This window comes from Vagococcus sp. QWL-13 (assembly GCF_058683555.1).
Genome location: NZ_CM178746.1, coordinates 1,673,254 through 1,699,088, shown reverse-complemented (window position 1 = coordinate 1,699,088; position 25,835 = coordinate 1,673,254). Strand labels below are relative to the sequence as shown.

General features: G+C 38.5%; 24 protein-coding genes. 20 read left to right on the top strand and 4 right to left on the bottom strand.

From position 1 onward, the window contains the following. Positions 1-54: 54 nt before the first annotated feature. The 13 genes from AC4PHI_RS07885 (at position 55) to AC4PHI_RS07825 (ending at position 12,653) form a co-directional block, all read left to right on the top strand. A complete protein-coding gene (locus AC4PHI_RS07885; protein WP_492199372.1) occupies positions 55-1,224 on the top strand; it encodes an aminotransferase class I/II-fold pyridoxal phosphate-dependent enzyme in 1,170 nt (389 codons plus the stop codon). A 278-nt stretch (positions 1,225-1,502) separates the two neighbouring features. Continuing rightward, positions 1,503-1,841, top strand: coding sequence for a putative DNA-binding protein (locus AC4PHI_RS07880; RefSeq protein WP_492199371.1), 339 nt, complete (start codon positions 1,503-1,505; stop codon positions 1,839-1,841). A gap of 11 nt (positions 1,842-1,852) precedes the next feature. Beyond that, positions 1,853-3,292, top strand: a complete 1,440-nt coding sequence (ffh, locus tag AC4PHI_RS07875; protein WP_492199370.1) for a signal recognition particle protein — start codon at positions 1,853-1,855, stop codon at positions 3,290-3,292. Between the two features lie 236 nt (positions 3,293-3,528). After that, positions 3,529-3,804: a 30S ribosomal protein S16 gene (gene rpsP, locus AC4PHI_RS07870; RefSeq protein WP_492199369.1), complete on the top strand. Its 276-nt coding sequence runs from the start codon at positions 3,529-3,531 to the stop codon at positions 3,802-3,804. A gap of 13 nt (positions 3,805-3,817) precedes the next feature. Continuing rightward, positions 3,818-4,057 carry a KH domain-containing protein gene (locus AC4PHI_RS07865; protein WP_492199368.1) on the top strand — a complete coding sequence of 80 codons (240 nt, stop codon included), beginning with the start codon at positions 3,818-3,820 and terminating at the stop codon, positions 4,055-4,057. Between the two features lie 236 nt (positions 4,058-4,293). After that, entirely contained in the window at positions 4,294-4,818 is a 525-nt protein-coding gene (gene rimM / locus AC4PHI_RS07860; protein ID WP_492199367.1) for a ribosome maturation factor RimM, read from the top strand. Further along, positions 4,808-5,575, top strand: a complete 768-nt coding sequence (gene trmD, locus AC4PHI_RS07855) for a tRNA (guanosine(37)-N1)-methyltransferase TrmD (protein WP_492199366.1) — start codon at positions 4,808-4,810, stop codon at positions 5,573-5,575. Before rimM ends, trmD begins: the two co-directional genes overlap by 11 nt. Positions 5,576-5,708: 133 nt before the next feature. Then, positions 5,709-6,053 carry a 50S ribosomal protein L19 gene (gene rplS / locus AC4PHI_RS07850; RefSeq protein WP_492199365.1) on the top strand — a complete coding sequence of 115 codons (345 nt, stop codon included), beginning with the start codon at positions 5,709-5,711 and terminating at the stop codon, positions 6,051-6,053. A 295-nt stretch (positions 6,054-6,348) separates the two neighbouring features. Further along, positions 6,349-6,846, top strand: a complete 498-nt coding sequence (locus AC4PHI_RS07845) for an LURP-one-related/scramblase family protein (RefSeq protein WP_492199364.1) — start codon at positions 6,349-6,351, stop codon at positions 6,844-6,846. Positions 6,847-7,087: 241 nt separating this feature from the next. Further along, positions 7,088-7,405: a cupin domain-containing protein gene (locus tag AC4PHI_RS07840; protein WP_492199363.1), complete on the top strand. Its 318-nt coding sequence runs from the start codon at positions 7,088-7,090 to the stop codon at positions 7,403-7,405. Between the two features lie 17 nt (positions 7,406-7,422). Continuing rightward, positions 7,423-9,054, top strand: a complete 1,632-nt coding sequence (locus AC4PHI_RS07835; protein ID WP_492199362.1) for a peptide ABC transporter substrate-binding protein — start codon at positions 7,423-7,425, stop codon at positions 9,052-9,054. A 583-nt stretch (positions 9,055-9,637) separates the two neighbouring features. Next, complete coding sequence (locus AC4PHI_RS07830) at positions 9,638-11,299, top strand: hypothetical protein (protein WP_492199361.1); 1,662 nt, start codon at positions 9,638-9,640, stop codon at positions 11,297-11,299. Between the two features lie 784 nt (positions 11,300-12,083). Then, positions 12,084-12,653 carry an HD domain-containing protein gene (locus AC4PHI_RS07825; protein WP_492199360.1) on the top strand — a complete coding sequence of 190 codons (570 nt, stop codon included), beginning with the start codon at positions 12,084-12,086 and terminating at the stop codon, positions 12,651-12,653. A 132-nt stretch (positions 12,654-12,785) separates the two neighbouring features. Here the strand turns inward: AC4PHI_RS07825 and AC4PHI_RS07820 are convergent, their stop codons facing one another. Continuing rightward, the gene (locus AC4PHI_RS07820; protein WP_492199359.1) at positions 12,786-13,352 is read right to left on the bottom strand and encodes a helix-turn-helix domain-containing protein; all 567 of its coding nucleotides are present in this window, start codon (positions 13,350-13,352) and stop codon (positions 12,786-12,788) included. A 200-nt stretch (positions 13,353-13,552) separates the two neighbouring features. On the opposite strand from AC4PHI_RS07820, the gene AC4PHI_RS07815 reads away from it, so the two are divergent. From AC4PHI_RS07815 to AC4PHI_RS07805, 3 genes are read left to right on the top strand one after another with little or no spacing between them, the layout of a single operon-like run. Then, the gene (locus AC4PHI_RS07815) at positions 13,553-14,632 is read left to right on the top strand and encodes a dipeptide epimerase (RefSeq protein ID WP_492199358.1); all 1,080 of its coding nucleotides are present in this window, start codon (positions 13,553-13,555) and stop codon (positions 14,630-14,632) included. Beyond that, a complete protein-coding gene (locus AC4PHI_RS07810) occupies positions 14,632-16,005 on the top strand; it encodes a transglutaminase-like domain-containing protein (RefSeq protein WP_492199357.1) in 1,374 nt (457 codons plus the stop codon). Before AC4PHI_RS07815 ends, AC4PHI_RS07810 begins: the two co-directional genes overlap by 1 nt. Positions 16,006-16,029: 24 nt before the next feature. After that, a complete protein-coding gene (locus AC4PHI_RS07805; RefSeq protein WP_492199356.1) occupies positions 16,030-17,682 on the top strand; it encodes a peptide ABC transporter substrate-binding protein in 1,653 nt (550 codons plus the stop codon). Positions 17,683-17,793: 111 nt separating this feature from the next. Here the strand turns inward: AC4PHI_RS07805 and AC4PHI_RS07800 are convergent, their stop codons facing one another. Next, on the bottom strand, positions 17,794-18,651 hold the full coding sequence (locus tag AC4PHI_RS07800) for a MerR family transcriptional regulator (RefSeq protein WP_492199355.1): 858 nt from the start codon (positions 18,649-18,651) through the stop codon (positions 17,794-17,796). Positions 18,652-18,981: 330 nt separating this feature from the next. Between AC4PHI_RS07800 and gcvPA the strand changes: the two genes are divergently transcribed. The 3 genes from gcvPA to AC4PHI_RS07785 are packed head-to-tail and all read left to right on the top strand — an operon-like array spanning position 18,982 to position 23,093. Then, a complete protein-coding gene (gcvPA, locus tag AC4PHI_RS07795; protein WP_492199354.1) occupies positions 18,982-20,388 on the top strand; it encodes an aminomethyl-transferring glycine dehydrogenase subunit GcvPA in 1,407 nt (468 codons plus the stop codon). A gap of 24 nt (positions 20,389-20,412) precedes the next feature. Next, the gene (gene gcvPB, locus AC4PHI_RS07790; protein WP_492199353.1) at positions 20,413-21,975 is read left to right on the top strand and encodes an aminomethyl-transferring glycine dehydrogenase subunit GcvPB; all 1,563 of its coding nucleotides are present in this window, start codon (positions 20,413-20,415) and stop codon (positions 21,973-21,975) included. Then, on the top strand, positions 21,975-23,093 hold the full coding sequence (locus AC4PHI_RS07785) for an ATP-NAD kinase family protein (protein WP_492199352.1): 1,119 nt from the start codon (positions 21,975-21,977) through the stop codon (positions 23,091-23,093). The genes gcvPB and AC4PHI_RS07785 overlap by 1 nt, the downstream gene beginning before the upstream one ends. 78 nt (positions 23,094-23,171) lie before the next feature. On the opposite strand, the gene AC4PHI_RS07780 is transcribed toward AC4PHI_RS07785, so the two are convergent. Both AC4PHI_RS07780 and AC4PHI_RS07775 read right to left on the bottom strand, forming a co-directional pair. Further along, on the bottom strand, positions 23,172-23,942 hold the full coding sequence (locus AC4PHI_RS07780) for an SDR family NAD(P)-dependent oxidoreductase (protein ID WP_492199351.1): 771 nt from the start codon (positions 23,940-23,942) through the stop codon (positions 23,172-23,174). 28 nt (positions 23,943-23,970) lie between these two features. Then, positions 23,971-24,885 (bottom strand): EamA family transporter, encoded by a 915-nt coding sequence (locus tag AC4PHI_RS07775; protein ID WP_492199350.1) that lies wholly within the window; start codon positions 24,883-24,885, stop codon positions 23,971-23,973. Positions 24,886-25,240: 355 nt separating this feature from the next. Here AC4PHI_RS07775 and AC4PHI_RS07770 point away from each other — a divergent pair, with 355 nt between their 5' ends. After that, positions 25,241-25,678: a hypothetical protein gene (locus AC4PHI_RS07770; protein ID WP_492199349.1), complete on the top strand. Its 438-nt coding sequence runs from the start codon at positions 25,241-25,243 to the stop codon at positions 25,676-25,678. The last annotated feature ends 157 nt before the right edge of the window (positions 25,679-25,835 follow it).

The following is a 25,835-nucleotide window of genomic DNA, read 5'->3' as shown; positions in this document are numbered from 1 at the left end:
TGAAAGACAATTGTTGACGACGCAATGATCAACATTTTAAAGGAGGACGTTACAATGAGTCGTTTCAATCAACGATTAGGCGGCATCAAACCATCGCCTATCAGAGCTTTCGACGAAGAAGTCGGTCAATTAGAAAATATTATCAAACTAACATTAGGAGAACCAGATTTTGATACCCCTGAAAAAGTCAAGCAAGCTGGGATTCAAGCAATTGAGGACAATTATTCTCACTATTCTCAAAATCCCGGGCTATTAGAATTGAGAGAAGCAATCGCAGGATTTATGAAAGAAAAATATAATGTGGTGTATGATCCTGTCGATGAAATCACTGTTTCCGTAGGTGCAACAGAAGCCTATGCTGCCAGTCTTTTGACAATTCTCAATCCCGGAGATGTGGTGTTGATTCCTTCGCCGGCATTTCCCGGCTATCATCCAGTGATTCATATGGCCGGTGCTGAAGTGGTCCATATGGATACTTCTGCCACAGATTTTATTCTAAAAAAAGACCTGTTGGAAGAAAATCTTAAAAAATACGGCGAGCGGGTGAAAGCTGTTTTGCTGAACTACCCGACCAATCCAACTGGTGTGACTTATGACCGCGAGGCAGTTATGGAAATCGCTGAAGTGATAAAACAACATGATGTCTTTGTTTTATCTGATGAAATTTACAGTGAATTAGTTTATGAAGAGGAGCATGTTTCTATTGCTGAGTTTCTGCCTGAACAGACGATTTTGATTCATGGTGTGTCGAAATCTCATGCAATGACGGGTTGGCGAATTGGTTTTTCATTGGCGCCTGCAGAAATTACTCAGGAAATACGGAAAGTGCATCAGTTTATCGTGACCGCCGCATCTACTATTTCACAAAAAGCTGCAGCTGCAGCGTTAACTGAAAGTAAAGATGACGGGTTGGTTATGCGGCAAGCTTATAAAGAACGGCGTGACTTTATGATTAGTTCATTAAATGAATTGGGGTTTGATTCTGCCAAACCGACAGGGGCATTTTACATTTTCGCTAAAATCCCATCTGAATTTGGACTAACCTCCCTGGAATTTTGCCGTGAGTTAGCTTATGACAATAGAGTAGCCGTTATTCCGGGGCATGCTTTTGGTCCCGGTGGAGAAGGTTATGTGCGTATCAGCTATGCGGCCAGCATGGAAAATTTGAAAGAAGCTGTCAAACGTATCGGGGACTATGTAAAAAATAAAAAACAGCAAGGGTAAGATACCTTTGCTGTTTTTTTACGACTTTACCCACTCTCCACAAAGTGTTATTGGTAAAGCTGAACTCATAAACCGAGTTCTGTCGCCTCATCGCATGACAACAGTTTAACACATTATTTTCAAGTATGCCAACATTTCTTACAAACACACCGCGGGAATATGCTATAATATAAAGGAGTTTTTTCGTTCTCTAATAATGATTCGTATGTTAAAAAAGGCAAGCGGAAAAAAGTGCCTTTGGAAAGAGACGGGATAAATTGTTTAGAAGGAGGAAGTATATGTCAATCGAAAAAACTAATCGAATGAATGCTTTGTTTGAATTTTATTCCACACTTTTGACGGAAAAACAAATGAATTACATCGAGCTGTATTATGCAGACGACTACTCATTGGCTGAAATTGCTGATGAATATGATGTCAGCAGACAGGCTGTTTATGATAATATTAAGCGGACAGAGAAAATTTTAGAAAATTATGAGCGAAAGTTGCATTTATATTCTAATTATATTGTGCGCAAAGAAATTATCGAAAAAATCAAAGGAAAACTTAAAAATAATTATCCGGAAGAAACAGAAATATTAGAATGGGTAAAAACTATCCAAGAAATCGAAGAATAGGAGTTTTGTAGATGGCTTTTGAAAGTTTAACGGAACGATTACAAGATGCAATGAAAAAATTGCGTCGTAAGGGAAAAATCACGGAATCTGATGTCAGAGAAATGATGCGGGAAATCCGCTTAGCTTTACTTGAAGCAGACGTAAACTTTAATGTGGTAAAAGATTTTACTAAACGGGTCAGCGACCGGGCAGTCGGCAGTGAAGTATTAGAGACCCTGACTTCGGCCCAGCAAATTGTAAAAATAGTGGATGAGGAGTTGACGGCAACTTTAGGTCAGGAAGCAGTGCCGCTGAATAAATCTCCCAAAATCCCCACCGTTATCATGGTATCAGGTTTACAGGGAGCAGGTAAAACCACCTTTGTCGGAAAATTAGCGAACTTTTTAAAGAAAAACGACAACGCACGACCGTTGTTGATTGCTGGTGACGTTTACCGTCCAGCGGCTATTGAACAGCTGAAAGTTATCGGGCAGCAAATAGATGTGCCGGTATTTGATATGGGAACTGATGTCAGTCCAGTGGAAATTGTTCGTCAAGGGATGGCCTTGGCAAAGGAACAAAAAAATGATTATGTCTTTATTGATACTGCCGGGCGACTGCATATAGATGATGTCTTGATGAATGAATTAAAAGAAATCAAGGACTTGACTTCTCCAGATGAAATATTGCTGGTTGTTGATGCCATGACCGGTCAAGATGCAGTCAATGTTGCAGAAAGCTTTAACGAGCAACTAGAAATCACAGGTGTTGTGGTTACAAAACTTGACGGAGATACTCGTGGGGGTGCTGCACTGTCCATCCGCGCGGTCACTGGAAAGCCGATTAAATTTGTGGGGACAGGGGAAAAACTAACAGATATAGAGGTTTTCCACCCAGATCGGATGTCAGGCCGGATTCTCGGCATGGGAGACATGCTGACATTAATCGAAAAAGCCCAGCAAGAGTACGATGAGCAAAAGGCTGAAGAACTCGCCTTAAAAATGCAAGAAAATACTTTTGACTTCAATGACTTTATTGAACAATTCGATCAGCTTCAAAATATGGGCTCGTTTGAGGATATTATCAAGATGATCCCCGGTATGAGTAATATTCCGGGAATGGACAAAATCCAAGTGGATCCGAAAGATATCGAACGTAAAAAAGCAATGGTCTACTCCATGACTCCGGAAGAAAGAGAAAATCCTGATTTGCTGAATCCAAGCCGACGCCGCAGAATTGCTGCCGGTTCAGGAAATAGTGTGGTCCAAGTGAATCAGATGATCAAACAATTTAAAGAAAGCAAAAAAATGATGCAGCAGATGAGCAGCGGCAAGATGCCGGCTGGTATGGATCAGATGTTTGGCGGCGGTATCAAAGGTAAAATGGGCAAGATGGCCTTTAACCAAATGGCGCGTAAACAACAAAATGCCAAGAAAAAAGCTTTGCGGAAAAAACGTAAGAAGAAGAGATAGTCAAATCATCGGATAGCATATCCTTTGCTCAATGAATTGGACTACTTGTTTTTCTGATTACGGGCAGAATATTATTCGATAAAAACCATTTTACGGGCAAACTGACGAAATGCCAGACTGCTTTTTGCAAATATTTTTTTGGAAAAAATTAGTCTGTAAAGAAAAAACACTTTACATCTATTTGCTAACGTGTTAAACTAGCTCTTGTGATTAAGGAACATGGAGGTGACAGATAGATGGCAGTAAAAATTCGTTTGAAACGTATGGGATCTAAAAAGAATCCTTTTTACCGTATGGTAGTAGCAGACTCACGTTTTCCTCGTGATGGACGCTATATCGAAGTAGTGGGAACTTACTCTCCAGTTGAAGAACCTGCAAAAGTGTCAATCAACGAAGAGTTAGTCTTAGATTGGTTGTCAAAAGGTGCACAACCTTCAGATACAGTTCGCAATATCCTTTCTAAAGAAGGAATCATGAAGAAACATCATGAAGCGAAATATGAAAAGAAATAAGGTGGCATAAGAGATGACAGATGTGAAAGATTTGGTATTAACCATTGTCCGTCCGTTAGTCAGTTATCCAGAAGAAATTTCTTTGACAATTGAAGAGTCAGATGATTTTATGGAATACAATTTGAGCGTTCATCCAGATGATATCGGTCGTGTGATCGGTAAACAAGGAAGAGTGGCCAAAGCAATCCGTACGATTGTCTACTCCGTAAGGACAAAAGGTCCAAAAAAAATTCGCTTGAATATTGTCGATTAAAAAGCTGTGACTTGATTTGCTTAGGTAAATCAAGTCACAGCTTTTGTGCTTTTTAGATACGGAATTGATATATTGTTCGTGTTGGATTTTTTCATATCTGGAAAATCTTTTTTAATTAATACGATTCCCCCGCTTAAAAAGTAGAGAAGAAAGGTTTTCTTTGGGATAGAAAAGCTAGTCAGCACTACCTTGTAATGTTACAATGTGAGAGGATAAAATAAGAAAGATGTGACGTAATGACTGAATTTTTAAACGTGGGAAAAATAGTGAATACTCAAGGAATCAAAGGCGAAGTCAGGGTAATTTCTGTGACGGATTTTGTTGAGGAGAGATATAAAAAAGGGACGCAGCTTTATCTGTTTCAAGAGGGGAAAGAAGCGGTACCGCTGATTATTAATAGTTACCGCAAGCATAAAAATTTTGATGTTATAAGTTTTAAAGACCACGGAAATATCAACGATGTGGAAAAATTCAGAGATGGTATGTTGAAAATCAGAATGGAAGACACACAACCTTTGGGGGAACATGAATTTTATTATCATGAGATTATTGGAAGTACAGTCTTTGATGAAAATAATCATGAGTTGGGGAAAATTAAAGAAATTTTGTCTCCGGGTGCTAATGATGTGTGGGTGATTCAGCGAATTGGGAAAAAAGATATCTTGCTCCCTTATATTGAGTCGGTGGTTAAAGCAGTAGACACGGCTAATAAACGAGTGGATGTGGAAATTCCAGAAGGACTGATTGACGATGAAGATTGATGTATTGACTTTGTTTCCGAGAATGTTTGGGGGTGTATTGACTGAATCGATTTTAGGTAAAGCTGTCCAACGGGAGCTGGTGGACATTAAAGTTCATAATTTTCGTGATTTTTCTGACAACAAACATCAGCAGGTGGATGATTATCCCTACGGTGGTGGCGCGGGGATGCTTCTTAAGGTTCAACCGATTGATGACGCACTGGCTAGCATTACCGAGGATCATCCCAAAACAAAAAAACGCGTGATTTTATTGGATCCGGCGGGGGTGCCTTTTACCCAGAAAGTGGCAGAGGAATTTGCCCAAGAAGAACATCTGGTATTTATTTGCGGGCATTACGAAGGTTATGATGAACGTATCCGCTCCCTTGTGACAGATGAAGTCTCTCTGGGGGATTACGTGTTGACCGGGGGAGAATTGGGAGCGATGGTGATGATTGATGCTGCTGTAAGACTTTTGCCGGAGGTACTGGGCAATGAGGCATCTGCTGCAGCTGATTCTCATTCTACTGGATTGCTTGAACACCCCCACTATACACGTCCGGCAGATTATAAAGGGATGAAAGTGCCTGATGTGCTGATTGGCGGGAACCATAAGCTCATAGATGAATGGCGGCTAAAGGAATCTTTGCGACGCACCTATGAACGCAGGCCAGAAATGCTCGATAAAGTTGAATTAACGGACCAAATGAAAAAAATACTGGCAGAGATAGAAAAAGAGCCAGTAGACGAGGCGGGAAGTTTTTCTGAGGATATTTGATTAAAAAATGATTTTGTCTTTACTTACAAACTCAGTCATGATAGAATTATTTGGTGAGTCAAAAGGCTCATCTATTACGACATTCCGCTGTGTCAGAGAACATAAGAGTGTTTGGAATAAGGAGATGGATGAAATGAATCCAATTATTGAAGCAATCACAAAGGAACAACTACGTTCAGATATTCCTGAGTTTCGACCTGGGGACACTTTGCGTGTACATGCAAAAGTTGTTGAGGGCGAACGTGAACGTATCCAGATTTTTGAAGGTGTTTGTATCAAACGCCAAGGAACTGGAATCAGCGAAACATACACTGTTCGTAAAATTTCAAATGGTGTAGGAGTGGAACGTACTTTCCCAGTACATACGCCACGTGTTGCACAAATTGAAGTGACACGTCGTGGTAAAGTGCGCCGTGCTAAGTTGTACTATCTGCGTGATAGACACGGTAAGGCTGCAAGAATCAAAGAAAGACGTTAATCAATTTTTGAATCTGGTTGAGACTAAACCTAGAAAAGCCCTTGTATATCAAGGGTTTTTTGTTTTATTTTATACTTTTGATTTGTCAAATTAAGCTAGACAATATAGTTTCATCCATATGACTCAGAAATACTTCCATCGGTGTTTGATAGTTTAACGATTTTCTTGTAATGGTTAAAAATTTTCCACTCACCAAAGATTTATAGAGAATAAACATGATATAATCATTTCATTGGATCGTTTATTTTCCGGTAATTTATGAAGATAATACTAAATCATTTTTGAAGGAGACACAATGAAAAAATTTTATATCAAACAACAAGTATTCAGTATTGGTGAGAAATTTACAGTAAAAGATTCTTCTGAAAACACTTGCTATCGGGTACAAGGAAGCTTTTTTAAAGTCCCGAAATCTTTTTCAATAGAAAATGTTCAAGGAAGTGAAATTGCAACTATCACTAAAAAAGTTTTCAGCTTGCTGCCATTTTTTTATGTTAAGATTCGTGGGCAAGAAATGATTGAAATCAAAAAAGAGTTGTCTTTTTTAAAATCCAAATATGCCATCTCTGCCCATGGTTTGACTGTAAAAGGGGATTGGTGGGATATGGAGTTCGATATCCAGAAAAATGGGCGAAAAGTGGGGTCAGTTCAAAAGAAATGGTTTTCTTGGGGAGATAGTTATGAGGTTTCTGTTTTTGACGAGAGCTTGGAAGAGGTAATCATTGCACTGGTTATTGCTATTGATTGTGTCAAAGCAGATGAACAGGCGGCCGCAAGTTCTGCTTCCAATTAACTTTCAAAGCAGATGTACTGACTGGTCGAAGATAATCGACGGACAGAAAAACTAAAAAAGATATGGAACAAGTCTGACTTGATTCCATGTCTTTTTTTATGACCTAAAAATATAGAAATTCCGAAAAGGACCAGTTCAACAGAAAATATTTTTTCAAAATGATAAAAACATTAAATCTAAATGGATATGTTCTCATTATTTTGTTATGATAGAACTTATATATCAACTAAGGAGGAGTGTCATGAAAATTAAATCAATGGATCCAAACCAATTATTTGAGGTCTTTTTTGATCCGACAAATAATCACAATCAGCATGTACAGATGGGCATCATCACTCTTCAGCCAGGGGAAAAAAGTCCTCAGGAAGGGTTTGCCAAACATGATCAGGACGAGTATTCTTTTGTGATATCCGGTGAAGCACATACGGTTTTAGAAGACGGACGTGATTTAATCGGTAGGGCCGGCGATGCACAGTTGATTGAGGCTGGTGAAGCACATAAAAACTATAATGACGGGGATGTACCGGCGGTTGTTGTCTGGTTTTTAGCGGAAAGGTAATAGGAGGAGAAAATTAAATGAAAAAAATTAAAGGGATTGCTCTGTTGGCAGTTTGTGCCAGTTTGTTGTTTGGCTGTGGCAAATCAAAAGAGTCGGAAAAAACAAATTCAGTGTCAGAGGAGAAAACGGCAAGTTTGATGTCTTTAAGTGAGCTGACCACTTTGGATGCGGCAGGGATGCTGGATTTTCCCGATGCGATAGCTTTATCGGCAGTTTATGAAGGTTTATACAGTTTAAACGAAAAAGATGAAGTGATACCGGCAGCAGCGAAAGAGCTTCCTGACATTTCAGAAGACGGGTTGACCTACACAATCGAACTTCGGGAAGATATGAAATGGTCCAATGGTGATTCTGTCACAGCCAAGGATTTTGAATATTCGTGGAAACGGTTGGCTAATCCGGAGAATGGCTATATCTACAGTTTTCTTGTACAGGAAACGATTAAAAACGGTGTGGCCGTGGCTGCCGGTGAGATGCCAGTGGACGAATTAGGAGTGGAAGCTGTTGATGATTTAACGTTGAAAGTGGAATTATTTGAGCCGAAACCATTCTTTACTTCACTGCTGACTTTTCCGACTTTCCTGCCTCAAAATGAAAATGCTGTTGCTGAATTCGGAGATAAATATGGCACAAGCGGGGATACTGTTGTCTACAACGGTGCCTTTACAATAGAAAATTGGGCACAAACTGACACCACATGGGAATTGCATAAGAATGAAAGCTATTGGGATGCAAAAAATGTGGCTATGGATGTTATTTATTATCAAGCAGTCAAAGAACCTTCTACAGCCATTAATCTTTTTGAAGATGGCAGTTTGGATTTGGCTTTTCTAAGTGGGACTCTGGCTCAGATGAATCAGGATCACGAAGCCTACAAAGCTTATCCAACCTCTACGATGAATTACATTCGTTTAAATCAAAAACGGGGAGATAAAGAAACACCTTTGGCAAATGAAAATCTTCGCAAAGCTTTAGCTCTAAGTATTGATAAGGAAACTTTAATCAATAATGTAGTAGCTGACGGTTCAGTTCCTTTGTATGGAATGATTACTGAAGGTTTTGTCAAAAACCCATCTACTGATGCGGATTTCCGTGAAGATGCAGGGGATCTGATGAAATTTAACGAAGCAGAAGCACAAAAATATTGGCAAGCAGCACAAAAAGAACTGGGTGAAAACATCACCCTTGATTTGATGACTACTGATGCTGACAACTACAAAAAATTGGGAGAGAGTTTGCAAGGGGAGTGGGAGAATCGTTTTGACGGCTTGACGATTAGCATGCGTTCCCTGCCAACTGAGTCGGCCCTAAATCTCAGTCGGGAAAGTGATTATGATATGTTTTTGATTTATTGGGCACCGGACTATCAAGATCCTATTTCCACTCTGAATATGTTGTATTCCGGAAATGACCGGAACTACTCAAACGCGAAATATGACCAATTGCTTGACAAAGCGTCTAAAGATTATGCTCTGGATCCCGACAAGCGTTGGGAAACATTGATAGAGGCGGAAAAAGTGGCCATTGAAGAAACAGCAGGCATGATTGTTTTGAGTCAAAATCAGCAGACTGTTCTTCAAGCTTCTGATTTAGAAGGTGTGGCTTTCCATACTTTTGCTGCTCAATTAAGTTTGAAAGATTTGAAGTAAAGAAGTAGTTTTCATCGGCTTTCGCGAAAAAATAACCTGTTAAACGCCCTGATAATGAAGAGGGTTTAACAGGTTATTTTAGTTTGCTTAAAAAAACCATAAAATTGTTTATTTTGCGGGAAAAGACAATTTAAATATATTACAAGTTTTTAGTTTGATTTCACATTTGGATTTTCTAAAATTTTGCAGGCTTTATTAATAATTCTTGAAAAATATTTTTGATAATGATATTGACAGCAAATTTCCATTCTTTTCAACAAAATATCATGATATAATGAACGTAAGTTATTAGCAAGTAGATTTACAAATAGAGTATTATACGAAATATTAATTACAGTATTTTATTTTTCACAGCCCTCCTTGAATCTTAGCATGAATATTTCAAATGCAATAATATATCAGTTTTGCTTTTCAAAAGATTTTTTCAATAGACAGCGAAATGAAAGCGTATTCACTAATGTGTTTCCAGATTGACAGGATGATTTTGATTTAAGGCAAGTAGTGGTTTCCTTATTTTTAGAGTTGCTGGTTTATTTAGTAAGAACTTTTGAAAATTGATTTGAGTACAAAAGGAGGAGAGAAAATGAAAAGAGTATTAAAAATTGGTGTTTTGATGATTTCTTTATTAGTATTAACGGGATGTTCTTCTAAGGTATCGAAACATGCAAAAGCCATTGAGGATTTTTTTCAAACTGAAAAGAAAGCTGAGGAAACAAAAAGCAGCAGTACCACTGAAACTTCAGGCGAAGATGACACTGGTAGTGTGACAACAACCAGTAGTTCTGTGCCCTCATATTTAGATGATGTAGAGTTTGATGAAGAAACGTTGGCCATGCGTGAAAAGTTAGTTAAAGAAGGAAGAATCCAAGAAGATCAATTAATCATGCCTGATTTTATAAGAAAGATGTTTTTAACCTCTGGCTATGTACTGGTGGATGAGGATTTTTGGAATGCTAATGTTAAAAATATGGACTTTGGTGATTTGAAGGAACAACTCAAACCTCAGTATGAAAAACAATTTGAAGAAAATAAAAAGAGAAAAAATTTCACGTATGATATCACTATCCGACTTCCAAATATAAACGAAGTCGAAATTTCCAAGCTGGATGTTAAATTACCAAAAATGAAGATTGAGTCGCTTTATGATAAAGATAATAAAAATAATGAAGAAAATGATTATGTTTCCGCTTATCATAAAGAAGCAATTCAGCTGCTTGATGAAAGTTTGATTTCTTTTCTGTTGGGGAAAGAAGAGAAAACTATGCGGCAAGAAAAAATAACTTTGACTGTCAAGGAAAAAGAAAAAAAGTTTACCGCAGATATGCCGGAAAAGGTATTGGAAGATTTGCAAAGTAGAGCCCAAGAACAGAAAGATGTATTTGTGGATAAAATGGTAATAGAAATTCCAGAATATCAGAAATTTGACTTTACAAACCGGTTGAAACAGGAGCTTGAAAAAACTTCACCAAAAGGAATGGCTCCTAAAATAATCGCTGTGCAAGAAGAAAAAGAAGGAAAAAAAGAAGATTCAAAACAGAAGTACTATTCTGTCAAACTTGAGTTTGTCACAGACTACAAAGAAAAATTACATGAACTTGGTGAAAATTATAAAAAGAGGTTAAAAGAGGAGAACGTAGGCCAATTTTATCCGATAGCAAAAGTAACTGTCGATAACAATTTGAATCTAAATAGTAGAGATACTCCTTTTACTTTTGGCAACGAAAAAGAAGTAAAAGTAGCTTACTCAAAGGATTCCGTCAATCTTCCTAAAGAAGTCACCGAAGAAATGGACAAGACAGTCAAGGCTGAATTTGATAAAGTAGTCAATGATGTCACCGAATACATTGACAAAGAGATATTGGTAAAAATTCAAGAGAGACCTGGGACGGGTGTACTGTCCGGTGCAAATGCCGGCAGTCCGATTACTGTTTTGACTCCTGAAGCTGGGGATAGAGATTATTTTGTAAAATTTTTAGACGGCAGCGGCAACGAAACATTGACAGCCTATATCCGCAGCAAAGAAAGTTGCTACATAAATTTGCCGGCGGGCACCTATCGTATGCGATTTGCTACAGGAGAGGGCAGTAAATGGTATGGCACGGAACATGCTTTCGGACCTAGTGGAAGATACTCAGAATCAAGAGAGAATATCACAGTGCAAGGGGGATTTGGCTATCAGATGAAACTTTATGGTGTGTCAGACGGAAATCTTCCAATCAAGGGCGTGGACAGCAGTGATTTTTAAGCTTAAATGACAGGCAAAGTGGGCCTTTGAGAAACTACGTAAGAAGTGTGCTAACTGAGCCCTAGTGACGAAAAACAATCCATTGGTTAGAGTAAGTTCTATATTATAATTTTTTTGAATTTTATATAAATACGGTCTGAAAAAGTTTGACAGTGGTTATTGAATTGAGAAAGCAGGATTTAGGGGTGTTAATAACTCTTGAACACTGCTTTTTTATTTTCAATCGTCATTTTTGTATGATTGTCAGTTCTCCTTTTGAAACTAATTAATAAGCATTGAATTGACTTTGGAGAAAATAAAGTATGTTTGCTTGAGTGCTCTTCGGAGAGTATAATTGATATGGGATTTATTGTAGTTGTTCTAGACTGCATATTGTTATATTGGTGTTGGCCAAGTAATTTATCCCTATAATACGTTCGAAATGAACAGAACCCATGGCTAGCAAGCTCAAGTTATATTAACCATCGGAAAGGAAGGAAAAGTGATTTTTGTTCTAGATGTAGGCACAGACAAAAACATGCCGTTTTCATTTAATATTGTTAGTGTGCCATATAAGAAACCAATGCACTTTTTTAAACAAAACATACTACCATTTTATTAACAGACACCATCGAGCAACTCAATGCACACATAAATATCTCAGGGAACATTTAGTTTCTACTCACAATGAAAGCAACAACATTTAAACTATATCTGCTATTTTTGAAAATAGTATTTCAAATAGCTTTTAACCAATCTGTTTGATTAGTGATTAATAAATTTGGTGAATGGAAGGTGTTTGGTAATGGAAAGCAAAAAATTTTTATCACTGATGTCGTTAGCAGAAAAATTAAAAAATACGACGAGACATTCGTGGACATCGTCGGGTAGACAGGAAAGCGTGGCAGAACACAGTTGGCGGTTGGCCTTGATGGCTTATTTTATGACAGATGAGTTTCCCGATGTTGACAGGGATAAAGTGATACTGATGTGTTTGTTTCATGATTTAGGAGAGGCAGTTACAGGTGATATTCCCGCCTTTAATAAGACGAAACAGGATGAAGTGAATGAGCATATCGAAATTAACGGATTTTTGAATGATTTACCTGAAAGCTATAAAAACGAACTTACGTTATTATTTAAAGAGATGGAAGAATTAACAACCTTAGAAGCAAAACTTTACAAAGCTTTGGATAAATTGGAAGTTTTAATTCAGCATAATGAATCTGATCTTTCCACATGGATTCCTTTAGAGTATGAGTTGAACTTGACCCACGGTGATAAAGAAGTAGCTTTTTCAGATTATCTGAAAGGTTTAAGGAAAACCATCAAGGAAGAGACGATTAACAAAATCGAAGAAGAAAAGAATTTGTAAATTTAAACTCTTAACCTAAAAACAGCTTGAAACACATAAATTATTATGGGTTCAAGCTGTTTAGTATTTGATAAGATATTTTCAGTCTGCTACCAATGAAAATCATTATAAAACAGGACATGAGTATCTGTTTCAAAATTGTAGAGTGAAAAGCAGCAGTCCTGAGTCCGTTAAATTATTGACATTGTGCTTGGTGAAAGCTTCTAGAAAGATGGCGTCTCCTTCTTGTAGTGTCAGAGTTTGATCGTCCAGTTCTATAGTGGCCTCTCCTTGAAGCACGTAATTTATCTCACTTAAGTTATGTGTGATTTTTTTTCCACTCGAAGAAGACTGGGCATCAATGTAAATTTTAGAGATGACCATATTGTCCGTGTGAACTGGGAGATTGAACAGCGTGTTATAGTAGGTTGAACTAGTTTGCCACGGATTATACACTGTGTCTTCTGAATTTCGGATTACTTTGAACCCATGTGTGATTTTTTCACCGTGTTCCTTTATTTTTGGAGATTCCTTTGCCATCAATGATGCGACAGAGACATCCAGTGACTCGGCTATTTTTCTCAACGCTTCCAATGAGGGACGATTGACACCTCTTTCGATTTGGGATAGAAAACTAGCTGAATAACCAGTTCTAATGCCCAATTCAGTCAAAGTCATATCCCTTTCTTTTCTCAGGTTTTTGATTTCTTTGAAGTCCATGATTACATCTCCATATTTTTTCTTTTCGTCTTATTATCTCTAATTAAGTTTAAAAAAACAAGCTAGACTTAAAATTAGATAATTCTAACTGAAATATCATTAAAAATATTGACTTTTTTAATTAACGGCCTTACTATTGAACCAATAGTTAAAATAATAAGTATTTTTTAACTTTACATTCAAATGTTGGAGGAGATAATGTGAAGATAACCAAAATAAATATTGCAAAAAAATTTGTTAAACTAAGGACACCATTTACGATTTCCTTGGGAACAATTCATGAATCCGTAAGTGCAATCATTGAAATCGAAACTGATGAGGGTCTTGTGGGATACGGAGAAGGTGCACCCGGAATTTTAATCACTGGTGAAACCTTAGATGGGACAGTGGAGTGCATCAAAATGTTTGAACGTGGTTTAATCGGTGTGGATCCCACCGATTTGGAAAAAGTTCATGAAATCATGGACCATATCGCGGCACATGCCAATTCCGCGAAAGCAGCGATTGATCTTGCCTGTTATGATTTGCTGGGAAAAAAAGCAAACTTGCCTCTATATAAACTTCTTGGCGGCCATGACAATAAAGTTGAAACAGATATGACTATCGGCATTGATACGCCTGACATCATGGGAGTCAAAGCAAAAGAAGCGGTCAGCCAAGGGTTTGGTACATTAAAAATCAAAGTGGGTATGGGCAATGCCCTAGATATCAAACGAATCGAAACAATAAGAAAAAATGCGGGTGAAGATATTAAATTGCGTTTGGATGCCAATCAGGGCTGGAGTCCTAAAGAAGCGGTCCAAATGATTGAGCGTTTGGCAGATTATGATATCGAATTAATTGAACAGCCTGTACCTTATCACGATATTGCAGGTTTAGCCTATGTGACTGAGCATTCTCCGATTCCGATTATGTCAGATGAAAGTTGTTTTGATGCCAAGGATGCCTTGCGTCTAATTAAGAAACGTGTGGTGGATATTGTCAACATCAAATTGATGAAATGCGGCGGACTCTACGAAGCACAAAAAATCAACAGCATTTGTGAAGCTGCCGGAGTGGAGTGCATGGTGGGGTGTATGGTGGAAGAAACTGACTTAGGGGTGACTGCCGGTGCTCATTTAGTTGCCGCCAAGAAAAATATCACCAGAGCGGATTTAGATGCAACATTTGCTTTAGCGGAAACAAATTTTTCCGGGCCAGTACCTTTAGAAGCAACTCCAATTTTATCATTGACTGATCAGCCGGGATTAGGTTTAACGAAAGTGAGGGGAAGCAATTAATGTTGTATGATTTAGAGTATTTAAGTATCCCATTGCCGGAAGATATTGTTAAGCAAAAAAATTACGGTGATTTTAAGGGGGCAGCAGCTACGATTGACGCTTTTTTGAAGCGTGACATCCCAGACGCTCTCAAGCAGCGCTTGCGGATAGAAAAAGAAATCCTTAAAATGATCGGGATTGACGAATATCCTTATTCTTGGGAACAAGCGCAAACAATGCTGCAAGATGCATTGGCAGATTATGATGATTCAGAATTACAAACGCTCAAAGAAGCCGGTCTGGTGGATTGGATATATATTGATGGGCAGCCTCATTTTCAAAGACGTTTTTTGCAAACGCTGATAAAAACTCAAAAAGAATACCAAGAACGTGCACAGCAAAATGAGGAAAACAATGGAACTGAACAGGCGAGACAGGCTCAGTTGGATGAAAATATCCGTTTGATGAAAGAAAAAGGTTTTCGGAAAGTCAAAACACAAATCAAAGAATCTATCAAAGTAAAAAAAGAGTATGAACGTGCAGGAGAGAAAGTCAAAGTTTATTTGCCAGTTCCCCAAACATGTCAACAAGTTTCCAATATAAAAATCTTAAATACCACTCCGGAAGCAACTTTTATAGCACCCGAGGACACTGAACAGCGGACAGTTTGTTTTGAAACAGTGCTGGAGGAAGATCAGGAATTTTCAGTAGAATACAGTTATATCAATCAAGTGAACTATGTAGACTTAGACCCTGATAAGGCAAAACCTATCACAAACAACACGTTTTTAGAAGAAGAATTGCCTCATATCCGCTTTACGCCATATCTGGAAAAAGTTTTGTCGGAAATACTGGATGGTGAAACGAATCCCATCAAACAAGCAAGGAAAATCTATGATTTTATCACCACAAAAGTGAATTATACTTTCATGAGAGAATATTTCACCGTTGAAAATATTTCTGAATATGCGGCGGTCAATTTAAAAGGCGATTGCGGTGTTCAGGCGATTTTATTTATTACTTTGTGCCGCATGGCCAAGATTCCCGCAAAATGGCAGTCGGGCTTATATGTGAGTGAGCACTACACAGGCTGTCATGACTGGGCCCAATTTTACGTTGAACCCTATGGCTGGGTATTTGCAGATTTATCTTTTGGAGGGTCAGCATACCGAATGAATAATTTTGATCGTTGGAACTATTATTTTGGAAACCTTGATATTTTCCGGATGCCCGCCAACAGTGCAATCCAGAAAAATTTTGTGCCTGAAAAGAACACGCTAAGAGCAGACCCGATTGACAATCAAAGAGGAGAGTTTGAGTATGAGGGAGAAGGTCTTCCTTATGCTTATCTGGAAGTAAAACAAGAAATGATTGAAATGACTGAACTAGATTAGCTAACCAATGAAAGGATGAGTAAAATGAAAAAATGGCTGACATTAGGGGCTTTGGCATTAAGTGCGACTTTGTTGCTGGCTGGTTGCGGCGGTAATGGGAAAGAGACTGGCAGCAGCGGAGATAAAGAAAAAGCTGGCGAAGCACGACCGCTTAGTTTTATGGAAGAATCTGAAATCGGTTCAATGGATACTATTTACACACAAGATGAACCAAGTATTAATGCACAATCCAATGTATTTGAAGGGTTGTATCAGTTAGATAAAGATGACAATGTGATTCCTGCAGTTGCAAAGGACATGCCGGAAATTTCAGAAGATGGCAAAACCTATGTGATTACTTTGAGAGAAGATTCGAAATGGAGCAACGGTGACCCTGTGACTGCACATGACTTTATTTTTGCTTGGAGAAAATTGGTCAATCCTGAAAAGCAGGCCAACTATGTTTTCCTTACGGACGGCATGATTGAAAACGCCAGCGACATCATCAATAACGGGAAAGATCCTAAAGAATTAGGCGTCAAAGCAGTAGATGACTACACGATTGAAATCAAACTGGAAAAACCAGTGCCATATTTCACATCGTTGCTTGCGTTCTCCCCGTTCTTCCCGCAAAATGAAAAATTTGTTACTGAAAAGGGCAGTGAGTATGGGACAAGCAGTGAAAATATCGTATCCAACGGTCCGTTTATTATGAAAAACTGGGATCAATCATCACTAACTTGGGACTTAGAAAAAAACCCGGATTACTATGATGCTGACAAAGTGAAGTCAGATTTAATCAAATTCCAAGTTATCAAAGAAACCAATACAGCGTTCAACCTTTTTGAATCTGGTGAATTAGATATCGCATTTTTATCGGGAGAGCTGGCGCAACAAAATATAGATAATCCTGAATATGAAGCTATTGAGCGTTCAAAAATTTATTCTATCCGGATGAATCAAATCAGAAATGGGAAAGACTCGATCTTTGCCAATGAGAATGTGCGTAAAGCTGTGGCTTATGCCATTGACAAAAAAGGTTTGGTAGACAATATTCTTGCAGACGGCTCAAAAGAAATTTTTGGTTATATCCCTTGGAATTTTGTGTTCAACCCTGAGACTAAAGCTGATTTCCGTGAAGATGCCGGAGAGTTGGCAGTAACGGATGTTGAGAAAGCCAAAGAATATTTAGCCAAGGCTAAAGCTGAGTTGCAAGGTGATGTTGAGATGGAACTGTTGGCAAAAGATGGAGACAGTGATAAAAAAGTTGCGGAATTCATCCAAAGTCAGCTGGAAGAATCTTTGCCGGGGCTGAAGGTTACGATCAAAACTGTGCCTTTAAATAATTCAATCGAAATCATTAAAAAAGGCGACTATGATTTGGCAATCGGAACTTGGGCTCCTGACTATCAAGACCCGATGACATTCTTTGAAAGTTACACAACAGGAAATACGTTAAATTATTCAAGTGAAAAGTATGACCAATTAATCGATGATGTTGTTAACAAGTACGGCAATGATCTTGGGAAACGCTGGGAAACATTGATAGAAGTAGAAAAACAATTTGTTGAAGAAGATGCAGCTTTGATTCCTTTGTATCAACAAGGAAGAGCACAGTTGACAAGAGCTGGTTTGACAGGACTAGAGTATCATAATTTTGGTCCTACATGTATCTACAAATATGCTTACATAAAATAACGTCAGACACCCCCTAAAAGGTCTGAAATAGAAAAAGAACAGGTGAGTTTTCTTGCCTGTTCTTACTTTTTTATTTAGATGGAATGCAAAGTAATTATGTGTAGCAGAAGATTATCGACTTGTGTGTTCTTTTTTTACCGGCAAGCTGACTTTAGTTACCCAATGTTCTTCATTTAACCCTAAAGAAAAATCAATGAGATATTCTTCTAAACTGGGTCCGCAAATATAATAGCCCTCTTTTTTAGCAAAATCAGCCAATGTATAATAAACTTCCAGCAAGTCTGTATAGTTGCCATAATGAATACTGCTGATCATCAAAGGCGAAGCCAACGTTTTAATGTTTTGCGAGCAGACATCGGTTTTTTTAATGGGGAAAAAAACTTCCAAATCCCCAACATCATTAAAAAATTGATTGTCATAGTCGTCGTGAAAGATTGCTGAAAATGGACCTTCAATCGTTAAATTAAGTTTTTCAACTAACTGGATAAGTTCGGCATACCGCTTCCAAAAAATCTTGCTGGCATTAACGCTTGACGGATAACGGATAGAAACAATTGTCTCGTATTTTAGATGATTGAAAAAAACTTCTTGTTCGTCATAATTTTTAACTTCATTCAAAGAAGACTCAAGAATTTTAAAAGTATTTTTTGTGACGTCCAGTTGTCTTTGGATATCTTCAATATCTTGTTGGAGGCATAGTATTTTTTCTTTCAAATTCTGTTTGACTTCTTGCATGTCACGATTTTTTTTTACTCTTCTTAATTCTGTCAATTCCATGCCTAGCTGACGCATCCCACGAATAACAAGAGCCTCAAGTGCCTTATCATTGGAATACAAGCGATAATTATTTTCTGTATCCCTTCCCGAAGGAGCCAGGAGACCTTTTTGATCATAGAAACGAAGGGTTTGTGTACTGATACCACAGATGTCGGACAGTTCGCCAATAGTATAGCTTTCCTGTTTGTCCACGGCTGGTCATCTCCTTATGGTGCCATTGACGGAGCAGCAGTCACATGAATGATGTTGTATAAAAAATATGTGTAAATCGAACGCCTTTGACTTTATTATAAAAATAATTCTCAAATAATTCAAATAATAACTTGACCTTCTATTACTGTAATCTTGTAAAATCAAGGAAGATGGGACATTAGCGTCCTAAAACATGATTTTTGTCACGTGACGTGTTACTTTTAGGAATTTGCTGAACGGAAGAGTGAGATATAGCTAAAGGACTCAGTGACTCAGTGGAGGGAATCGGAGTTTTATCCGCAAACAAAAAATTTAGGAGGCGTTAAGGAAATGAAGGAAGAAAAAGTTGTCTACCCTTATATTCCCAATTCTAACCCTGAAACTCAAAAAGAAATGATGGACTTTGTTGGTGCAAAAGACATGTGGGATTTGTATGAAGAGATTCCAGTGGAACTGCGTTATAAAGAAAAACTGGGTATACCTGATGGCATATTAGATGAATTCAGTCTTAAAAAGCATGTGGAAAAAATACTAGCCAAAAATCAAAATTGTGATGAGTTTACCAGCTTTTTGGGGGCAGGATGTGCCCAGCACTTTATACCAGCTGTTGTGGATGAAATCACTACTCGCGGGGAATTTCTCACTTGCTATGGCGCCGAGAGTTGGGGTGACCATGGGAAATATCAGACATTTGTTGAGTACAATTCGATGCTGGCAGAACTTTTAGATACTGAAGTGATGAGTGTCCCGCAATTTGATGGCGGACAAGCCATTTCTACTGCCATGGCAATGGCTTGCCGGATTACTAATCGAAAGAAAATCTTGGTGCCGGAACTGATGAATCCTGCTTATAAATCCATACTGGAAAATTATATGCATTCTGTCCAAGAGGAATTAGAAATACAAGTTGACTATATCAAATTTGAACCGGAAACGGGGCGGATTGATTTAGCTGATTTAAAGGAAAAATTAAGCGATGAAGTGGCTGCTGTAATGATAGAAAATCCCGGATTTGTCGGCGTGTTGGAAGACCGGGGAGAAGAAATCGGTCAACTGGTAACTTCTGTCGGTGCAGAATTCATAGTGTATGTTAACCCGATTTCATTGGGGATTTTGGAAGCACCGTCAAATTATGGCGCTACAATCACGTGCGGTGATTTGCATAGTTTAGGTCTGCATCTTTCAGCTGGAAACGGGCAGGCCGGATTCATTTCAACCCAAGGGGAAGCCAAATACTTAAATAACTATAAGGATTTCATTTATGGATTTGCTGAACCGGAAGTTGAAGGGGAGTATGTTTTTGGAAATATGCTGATTGAACGAACCCACTATTCGAAAAGAGCATTTGGCAATGAGTACACTGGAACGGGTACCAATCTTTGGATGATTTCGGCTGCTGTCTATATGGCTTTGATGGGACCAAAAGGCATGGAGGAAGTGGGTACGACAATTTTATACAATAGTCGATACGCAGCGGAAAAAATATCTAAAATTCCTAATGTATCCCTGAAATTCACAAGTCCTTTTTTCCAAGAATTTGTTGTAGATTTTTCTCAATCTGGCAAAACAGTTAAGGAAATCAATGATCAACTTTTAGAAAAAGAAATTTTTGGCGGTTTAGATTTGACAGGGTGTTATGATGGCTTTGATAATTGTGCTCTGTATTGTGTGACAGAAGTGAACACTCGGGAAGAAATTGATTTCCTTGCAGAATGTTTGGAGCAGATATTGAAATAAAAGGGAAAAGGAGGAGAACGACCAATGGGACAAGATCAAAAGACTTTATTAAGGGATTTTCACCAGGCACGGTGGAGTGAACCTATTATTTACGAAATGAGCACCCCGGGTGAGCGGGGCGTCATAACACCGGATGTGGATCAAAAAATAAAAGAGAAACTGCAAAACAAAGAGGACATGATTCCCCAGTCCCTGAAACGCAAAAAAACTGTTGATTTACCGGAGATAGGACAAATGAGGGTAAATCGTCACTACATGCGGCTCTCTCAGGAGACATTGGGAAATGATGTCAGCGTGGATATCGGTCAAGGAACATGTACCATGAAATACAGTCCAAAAGTTCAGGAACATTTGGTATCGCGAAATAGTAATATTGCTTCGGTTCATCCTTATCAAGACGAGTCGACAATCCAAGGGTTGCTCGAAATTTATTACAAAACAGAGCAATACTTAAAGGAAATTTCTGGAATGGATGCCTTTTCGTTTCAACCTGGGGGAGGTGCTCAGGCAATCTATACTAACGCTGTGATTGTCCGTAAATATTTTGAAGATAAAGGGGAAGACAGAGATGAAATCGTAACGACGATTTTCTCTCACCCGGCGGATGCAGGGGCTCCGGCAACATGCGGATACAAAGTCATCGATTTGATGCACGATAAAGATCAGGGTTATCCAACGCTGGAGGCATTCAAAGCAGCCTTATCCGAAAAAACAGCTGCAATTTTTATTACCAATCCTGAAGACACGGGTATTTTCAATCCGAGAATCAAAGAATATGTGGATGCTGCTCATGAAGTCGGGGCGGTAGCAGTTTATGATCAGGCAAATGTAAACGGCATTATGGGAATTACTCGGGCTAAAGAGGCGGGGTTTGATTTGATTCACTACAATCTCCATAAAACATTCTCTGCTCCCCACGGCGGTATGGGGCCTGGAGTGGGAGCTTTAGGAGCCAGAGGGGTTTTCAAAGATTATATCCCGGTGCCTAAAGTCACTTTTGACGGGGAAAAGTATCACTTGGATTATGATCTCAAGCAATCTATCGGCAAGGTTCGTTCCTTTATGGGAAACGCGGCGATTATTGTTCGAGTATACATGTGGCTTAGAAGTTTGGGGGCGGATGGCGTGCAAGAAGCAGCCAAATGTGCCGTGCTCAACAATCAATACGCTATCAAAAAGATTTCCCAAATCAGAGGTGTTACGATGTATTATGCAGAAGGCAAACGGCGGATTGAGCAATGTCGTTACAGTTGGGAAAAAATGAAAGAAGATACGGGCTTTGGGACAGAGGATGTTCAAAGACGTTTGGTAGATTACAGTATGGAGCATTATTGGGAATCTCATCATCCTCATATTGTCCCGGAACCATTCACTCTTGAGCCGACGGATTCTTACAGTAAAAAAGACGTAGACGAATTTATCGCAGTTCTGGAGAAAATTTCCTGGGAGTGTTACAACGATCCGGAAGTAATCAGGACTGCCCCCCATAATGCACCTTGCCACGGCATCAAAAATTACTATGAGTCGGATCCAGCCAATGTGATTTGCTCATGGCGACAATATAAGAAGAAGTACGGTATTGACTGATGTTAATCGGTTTGATAGTAAATCCGATTGCAGGGATTGGGGGGCCTGCTGGTTTAAAAGGGAGCGACAGCGAAGAAATCCAGCAATTAGCTGTGAGTTTGGGAAGCGAGTATCGCTCAAATGAAAAAACTAAAATTGCTCTCTCCCAGCTGGAGGAGGAAAAAGAGCGTCTGAAATTTCTGACTGGCTCTGGTTTGATGGGAGAAGAGGTGCTGAAGTCTTTGGATTTTTCTTTTCAGGTTCTAGATGAAAAAAAAGAACGTACAAGCGGCGAAGACACACTAAAACTGGCTGAACTCATGAAGGAAAAAGAGGTGGATTTGCTTGTTTTCGCTGGAGGTGACGGGACAGCAAGAGATATTTACAACGCTGTAGGTCTTTCCATTCCTTGTGTGGGGATTCCCGCTGGGGTTAAAATCCATTCGGCAGTCTATGCCAACAACCCTAAAGATGCCGGCATTTTGATTAAACAATATGTTAATCAGTTTGAAAAAATAGGTACGGTCGAATGTGAAGTCATGGACATTGACGAGGAAAAATTTCGTCAAAATATTGTGGATGCCAAGCTCTATGGCTATTTAAAAATTCCTTTTGCCAGAAATTTGATGCAGCAGTCCAAAGCATCAGTTAAATTCAGTGAGCATGATTTGCAGGGGATTGCGGATGAAATTATTGAAAGAATGGCTAAAGAGGATGACAACACATGCTATATTTTCGGTACAGGGGGCACCACTTACACCATATTGGAAAAACTTGGCCTAGAGGGCAGCTTATTGGGAGTAGATGTGGTCTGCCAGAAAGAAGTGGTCATTAAAGACGGAGCTGAAAGGGAAATTTACGACTATATTCGTGATAAAAATATTATTTTGATTCTCACAGTCATAGGAGGACAAGGCCATATTTTTGGACGGGGTAATCAGCAGTTGAGTCCCAGAGTTATCAGACAAATCAAAAAAGAAAATGTTTGGATAGTGGCTACGGCTGATAAATTGTATTCACTGCATGATAACTTATTGCACGTGGACACTTCAGATCCCGATTTAGATGAAGAATTGGCAGGTTACTGGAGAATCATTGTAGGCTGGCACGAGGAAATTGTTTGCCAAGTGGTGGTTTAGAAAATAAAAGATAAAAAAGTGTGAATCTTTACAGGTTCACACTTTTTTTATTTGATTGAACGAAATGTGAAAACCACTTCACATCATTGCAATCATTCCCGGATCAACGATTGTAATGCCGCCATCGACCTTGAGTTCAGCACCTGTGATGTAGCCAGCTTTTTCTGATGTGATAAATTTGATACTTTCGCAAACTTCCTCAAGAGTTGCTGGTCTTTTCAGAGGAACATGCTGACAAACTATTTCATAAGCTTCGTCGAGAGAAACATTTTCCTTTGTCATTATTTCTTCCATTTCCTCATCTGACATTGCAGTCCTCATCCACCCTGGATGGATTATGTTAGATCTGACATTGTACTTTCCATAATCGAAAGCAATTGACTTCATTAGTCCAACAGTAGCGTGTTTAAATGTGACATAGCCAACTTCATCCCTTACAGCAAGTTGAGCAGACGGCGAACCAATAAATAAGATATTTCCTGCACAAGTTTTCAAGAACGGTATCACTTTTTTTGCAGTCATAAAGTGGCTGTTTAAATTAGCGTCAGCCATTAATTTCCAGTCTTCAGCAGTACATTCTTCAACATTGCCAACTTGCATTGTTCCCGCACACGCAATCACAATAGCTAATTGTTTCGTGTGCTGTTTGATTTTAGGAATAACGTTTTTATCCCATTCCACTTCCTTGGAAACATCAAGATGACAGGGGATGATGTTTTTTGTCGGAAGTTGTTCGAGTTTTTCTTGATTTATATCCAAAGCAAAAACAACACAGCCCATCTTGCTGTACATTAACGTAAGTTCTTTTCCAAGACCAGAAGCAGCACCTGTAATCAGCACGTAAGTCATTATTTTCACCTTCCTAAATTTTAATAGATTAATTCTCTGACTCGGGAGAAATTTTTTCTTGTTCTGAGAGATTAGAATATAAAATAGCACCTAGGATGATAAGCATTCCGATAAATCTTAAGAATGAGATTTTTTCTCCTAGAAATAAAAGTGTTCCTAGGATTGCGGCAGGAAGTTCAACTGAGGATAGTAGCGAGGATAATCCTGCGCCTATCTTTGGTATACCAATTGAGAAACATGTAATAGGCAATATAATCGCCACGACAGCACTTATTCCTCCATAGATTAAAAAGTCAGCAACATTAACATTTCCGATGGTACTGAGTTGTGGCAAGCTAGTGATAATCACTACTGCTAAAACACCTGTTGCGATTCCCGTTCCTTTTTTTAGCCAATGTAGTTCAGGTTCAATGGCATCATTAAAAAAAATATACAATGCATAACATGCTGCATTCAATAATCCGAAAACCACCCCTTTGATACTGAGAGCTCCCAATCCGGTTTCAAAAACACCACTGCCTAGAACAACCCCAAACAAAATCACAGCAATCAGCATGATTTTTTGTGTTGTTAATTTTTGCTTTGTATAGGCAGCATCAAGCAGGATGCCAATCCAAGTAAATTGAAATTGTAAGATGACCGTCACACTTGCTTCAAGTTCGGAAAGAGCTTTTACAAGGAAGAAACCTGTTAATCCCAAAAAAACACCAATAAATAATGAGCTGAAAAAGCTTTTGAGAGAAAAGTCTTTAAATTTTCCTGTGGCAAAAAATAGAATAAGCATTGCAATCAATCCTAAAGAAGATTGACCGATAAGCACCTGTGCCTCTGTAAGTCCTGCATTAAGACCTAAAGCATTTGCTGTAGGTACTAACCCTCCTGCAATCGCTCCAACCATAACGACAAGACCGAAAATGACGTGACTATCCTTCTTTTTTTCCATGATCTTCATCCTCTCTGTCAATTAGGCATATTTACAAAATTATCCATGAACAGCTAAAGGCCAAAAATAAATAGATTTTGAGTTAAATAGAAATTTCCGCTACTTTCTCATCTTTAATCATAAAAGATTAGAGTAATAGAAGGTCAAGGAAAGAGATGAAAGTTATCTCAAAAATAAAATGTCAAAAACTTCATAAATATCAAATCAGCAATTAAAATAAATATGATATAATGAAGTTTGAGTTTGAATTCAAGAACTGTGCTAGTCAAATGATTTTGCTACGTATTGGATTAGCACATTACTTTTGCTTTCACAAGGGGATTTATCAAGCACATTAACTGAAAGAAGGAATAAAATGAAAATCGAATGGTCCAAATATTTAAAGGAAGAGCCAAATTTTTCGGCTTTGACGGAAGATCAGGAGTACATAAAGGTTTGGGAGAAATTTCTGAAGGAACACAAGTCAGAGTTAGACAAACAACAGGAGGAATTGATTCTTGTCGGGGGAAATCTGACGATAGAATCTCCTCACATGATTTTAGAATATTTATTGATTAACAATAAATCCAACACCATCAAGGATGTGGAAATAGGCGTCACTTTGTTTATAAAAGGGGAAAAATATTTTAAAGGTAAATTGAACACCCCAAAAGAACGTTATGCTGCTTTTGAACCCTATACGGCACGTTTGGATTTAATTGACTTCGGCAGTCAAAATTTGGGAGATGCGGTTTTATCCCCTGAGGACTATGAGTTGAAAATTGATTATTGCAAAGAGAAACAAGCGGAATAGATTTGCTTGTTTGACGGATATACACCTGTGTAAACTCTCTGCACGTAATCCAAAAATTAGATGGAATGTTTAAGGCTAGTTGCTATGTTTAAATCAAAAGAAGCCCTTGTTTTATTAGCGGCTTCTTTTTAACTAGTCTAAAAAACATTAACAAGTT

What these genes read in the sequence shown, in the direction of transcription:
- AC4PHI_RS07885 (WP_492199372.1), top strand. Translation starts at nt 55, where the DNA reads ATGAGTCGTTTCAATCAACGATTAGGCGGCATCAAACCATCGCCTATC.
- AC4PHI_RS07880 (WP_492199371.1), top strand. Translation starts at nt 1,503, where the DNA reads ATGTCAATCGAAAAAACTAATCGAATGAATGCTTTGTTTGAATTTTAT.
- ffh (WP_492199370.1), top strand. Translation starts at nt 1,853, where the DNA reads ATGGCTTTTGAAAGTTTAACGGAACGATTACAAGATGCAATGAAAAAA.
- rpsP (WP_492199369.1), top strand. Translation starts at nt 3,529, where the DNA reads ATGGCAGTAAAAATTCGTTTGAAACGTATGGGATCTAAAAAGAATCCT.
- AC4PHI_RS07865 (WP_492199368.1), top strand. Translation starts at nt 3,818, where the DNA reads ATGACAGATGTGAAAGATTTGGTATTAACCATTGTCCGTCCGTTAGTC.
- rimM (WP_492199367.1), top strand. Translation starts at nt 4,294, where the DNA reads ATGACTGAATTTTTAAACGTGGGAAAAATAGTGAATACTCAAGGAATC.
- trmD (WP_492199366.1), top strand. Translation starts at nt 4,808, where the DNA reads ATGAAGATTGATGTATTGACTTTGTTTCCGAGAATGTTTGGGGGTGTA.
- rplS (WP_492199365.1), top strand. Translation starts at nt 5,709, where the DNA reads ATGAATCCAATTATTGAAGCAATCACAAAGGAACAACTACGTTCAGAT.
- AC4PHI_RS07845 (WP_492199364.1), top strand. Translation starts at nt 6,349, where the DNA reads ATGAAAAAATTTTATATCAAACAACAAGTATTCAGTATTGGTGAGAAA.
- AC4PHI_RS07840 (WP_492199363.1), top strand. Translation starts at nt 7,088, where the DNA reads ATGAAAATTAAATCAATGGATCCAAACCAATTATTTGAGGTCTTTTTT.
- AC4PHI_RS07835 (WP_492199362.1), top strand. Translation starts at nt 7,423, where the DNA reads ATGAAAAAAATTAAAGGGATTGCTCTGTTGGCAGTTTGTGCCAGTTTG.
- AC4PHI_RS07830 (WP_492199361.1), top strand. Translation starts at nt 9,638, where the DNA reads ATGAAAAGAGTATTAAAAATTGGTGTTTTGATGATTTCTTTATTAGTA.
- AC4PHI_RS07825 (WP_492199360.1), top strand. Translation starts at nt 12,084, where the DNA reads ATGGAAAGCAAAAAATTTTTATCACTGATGTCGTTAGCAGAAAAATTA.
- AC4PHI_RS07820 (WP_492199359.1), bottom strand. Translation starts at nt 13,352, where the DNA reads ATGGACTTCAAAGAAATCAAAAACCTGAGAAAAGAAAGGGATATGACT.
- AC4PHI_RS07810 (WP_492199357.1), top strand. Translation starts at nt 14,632, where the DNA reads ATGTTGTATGATTTAGAGTATTTAAGTATCCCATTGCCGGAAGATATT.
- AC4PHI_RS07805 (WP_492199356.1), top strand. Translation starts at nt 16,030, where the DNA reads ATGAAAAAATGGCTGACATTAGGGGCTTTGGCATTAAGTGCGACTTTG.
- gcvPA (WP_492199354.1), top strand. Translation starts at nt 18,982, where the DNA reads ATGAAGGAAGAAAAAGTTGTCTACCCTTATATTCCCAATTCTAACCCT.
- gcvPB (WP_492199353.1), top strand. Translation starts at nt 20,413, where the DNA reads ATGGGACAAGATCAAAAGACTTTATTAAGGGATTTTCACCAGGCACGG.
- AC4PHI_RS07785 (WP_492199352.1), top strand. Translation starts at nt 21,975, where the DNA reads ATGTTAATCGGTTTGATAGTAAATCCGATTGCAGGGATTGGGGGGCCT.
- AC4PHI_RS07780 (WP_492199351.1), bottom strand. Translation starts at nt 23,942, where the DNA reads ATGACTTACGTGCTGATTACAGGTGCTGCTTCTGGTCTTGGAAAAGAA.
- AC4PHI_RS07775 (WP_492199350.1), bottom strand. Translation starts at nt 24,885, where the DNA reads ATGGAAAAAAAGAAGGATAGTCACGTCATTTTCGGTCTTGTCGTTATG.
- AC4PHI_RS07770 (WP_492199349.1), top strand. Translation starts at nt 25,241, where the DNA reads ATGAAAATCGAATGGTCCAAATATTTAAAGGAAGAGCCAAATTTTTCG.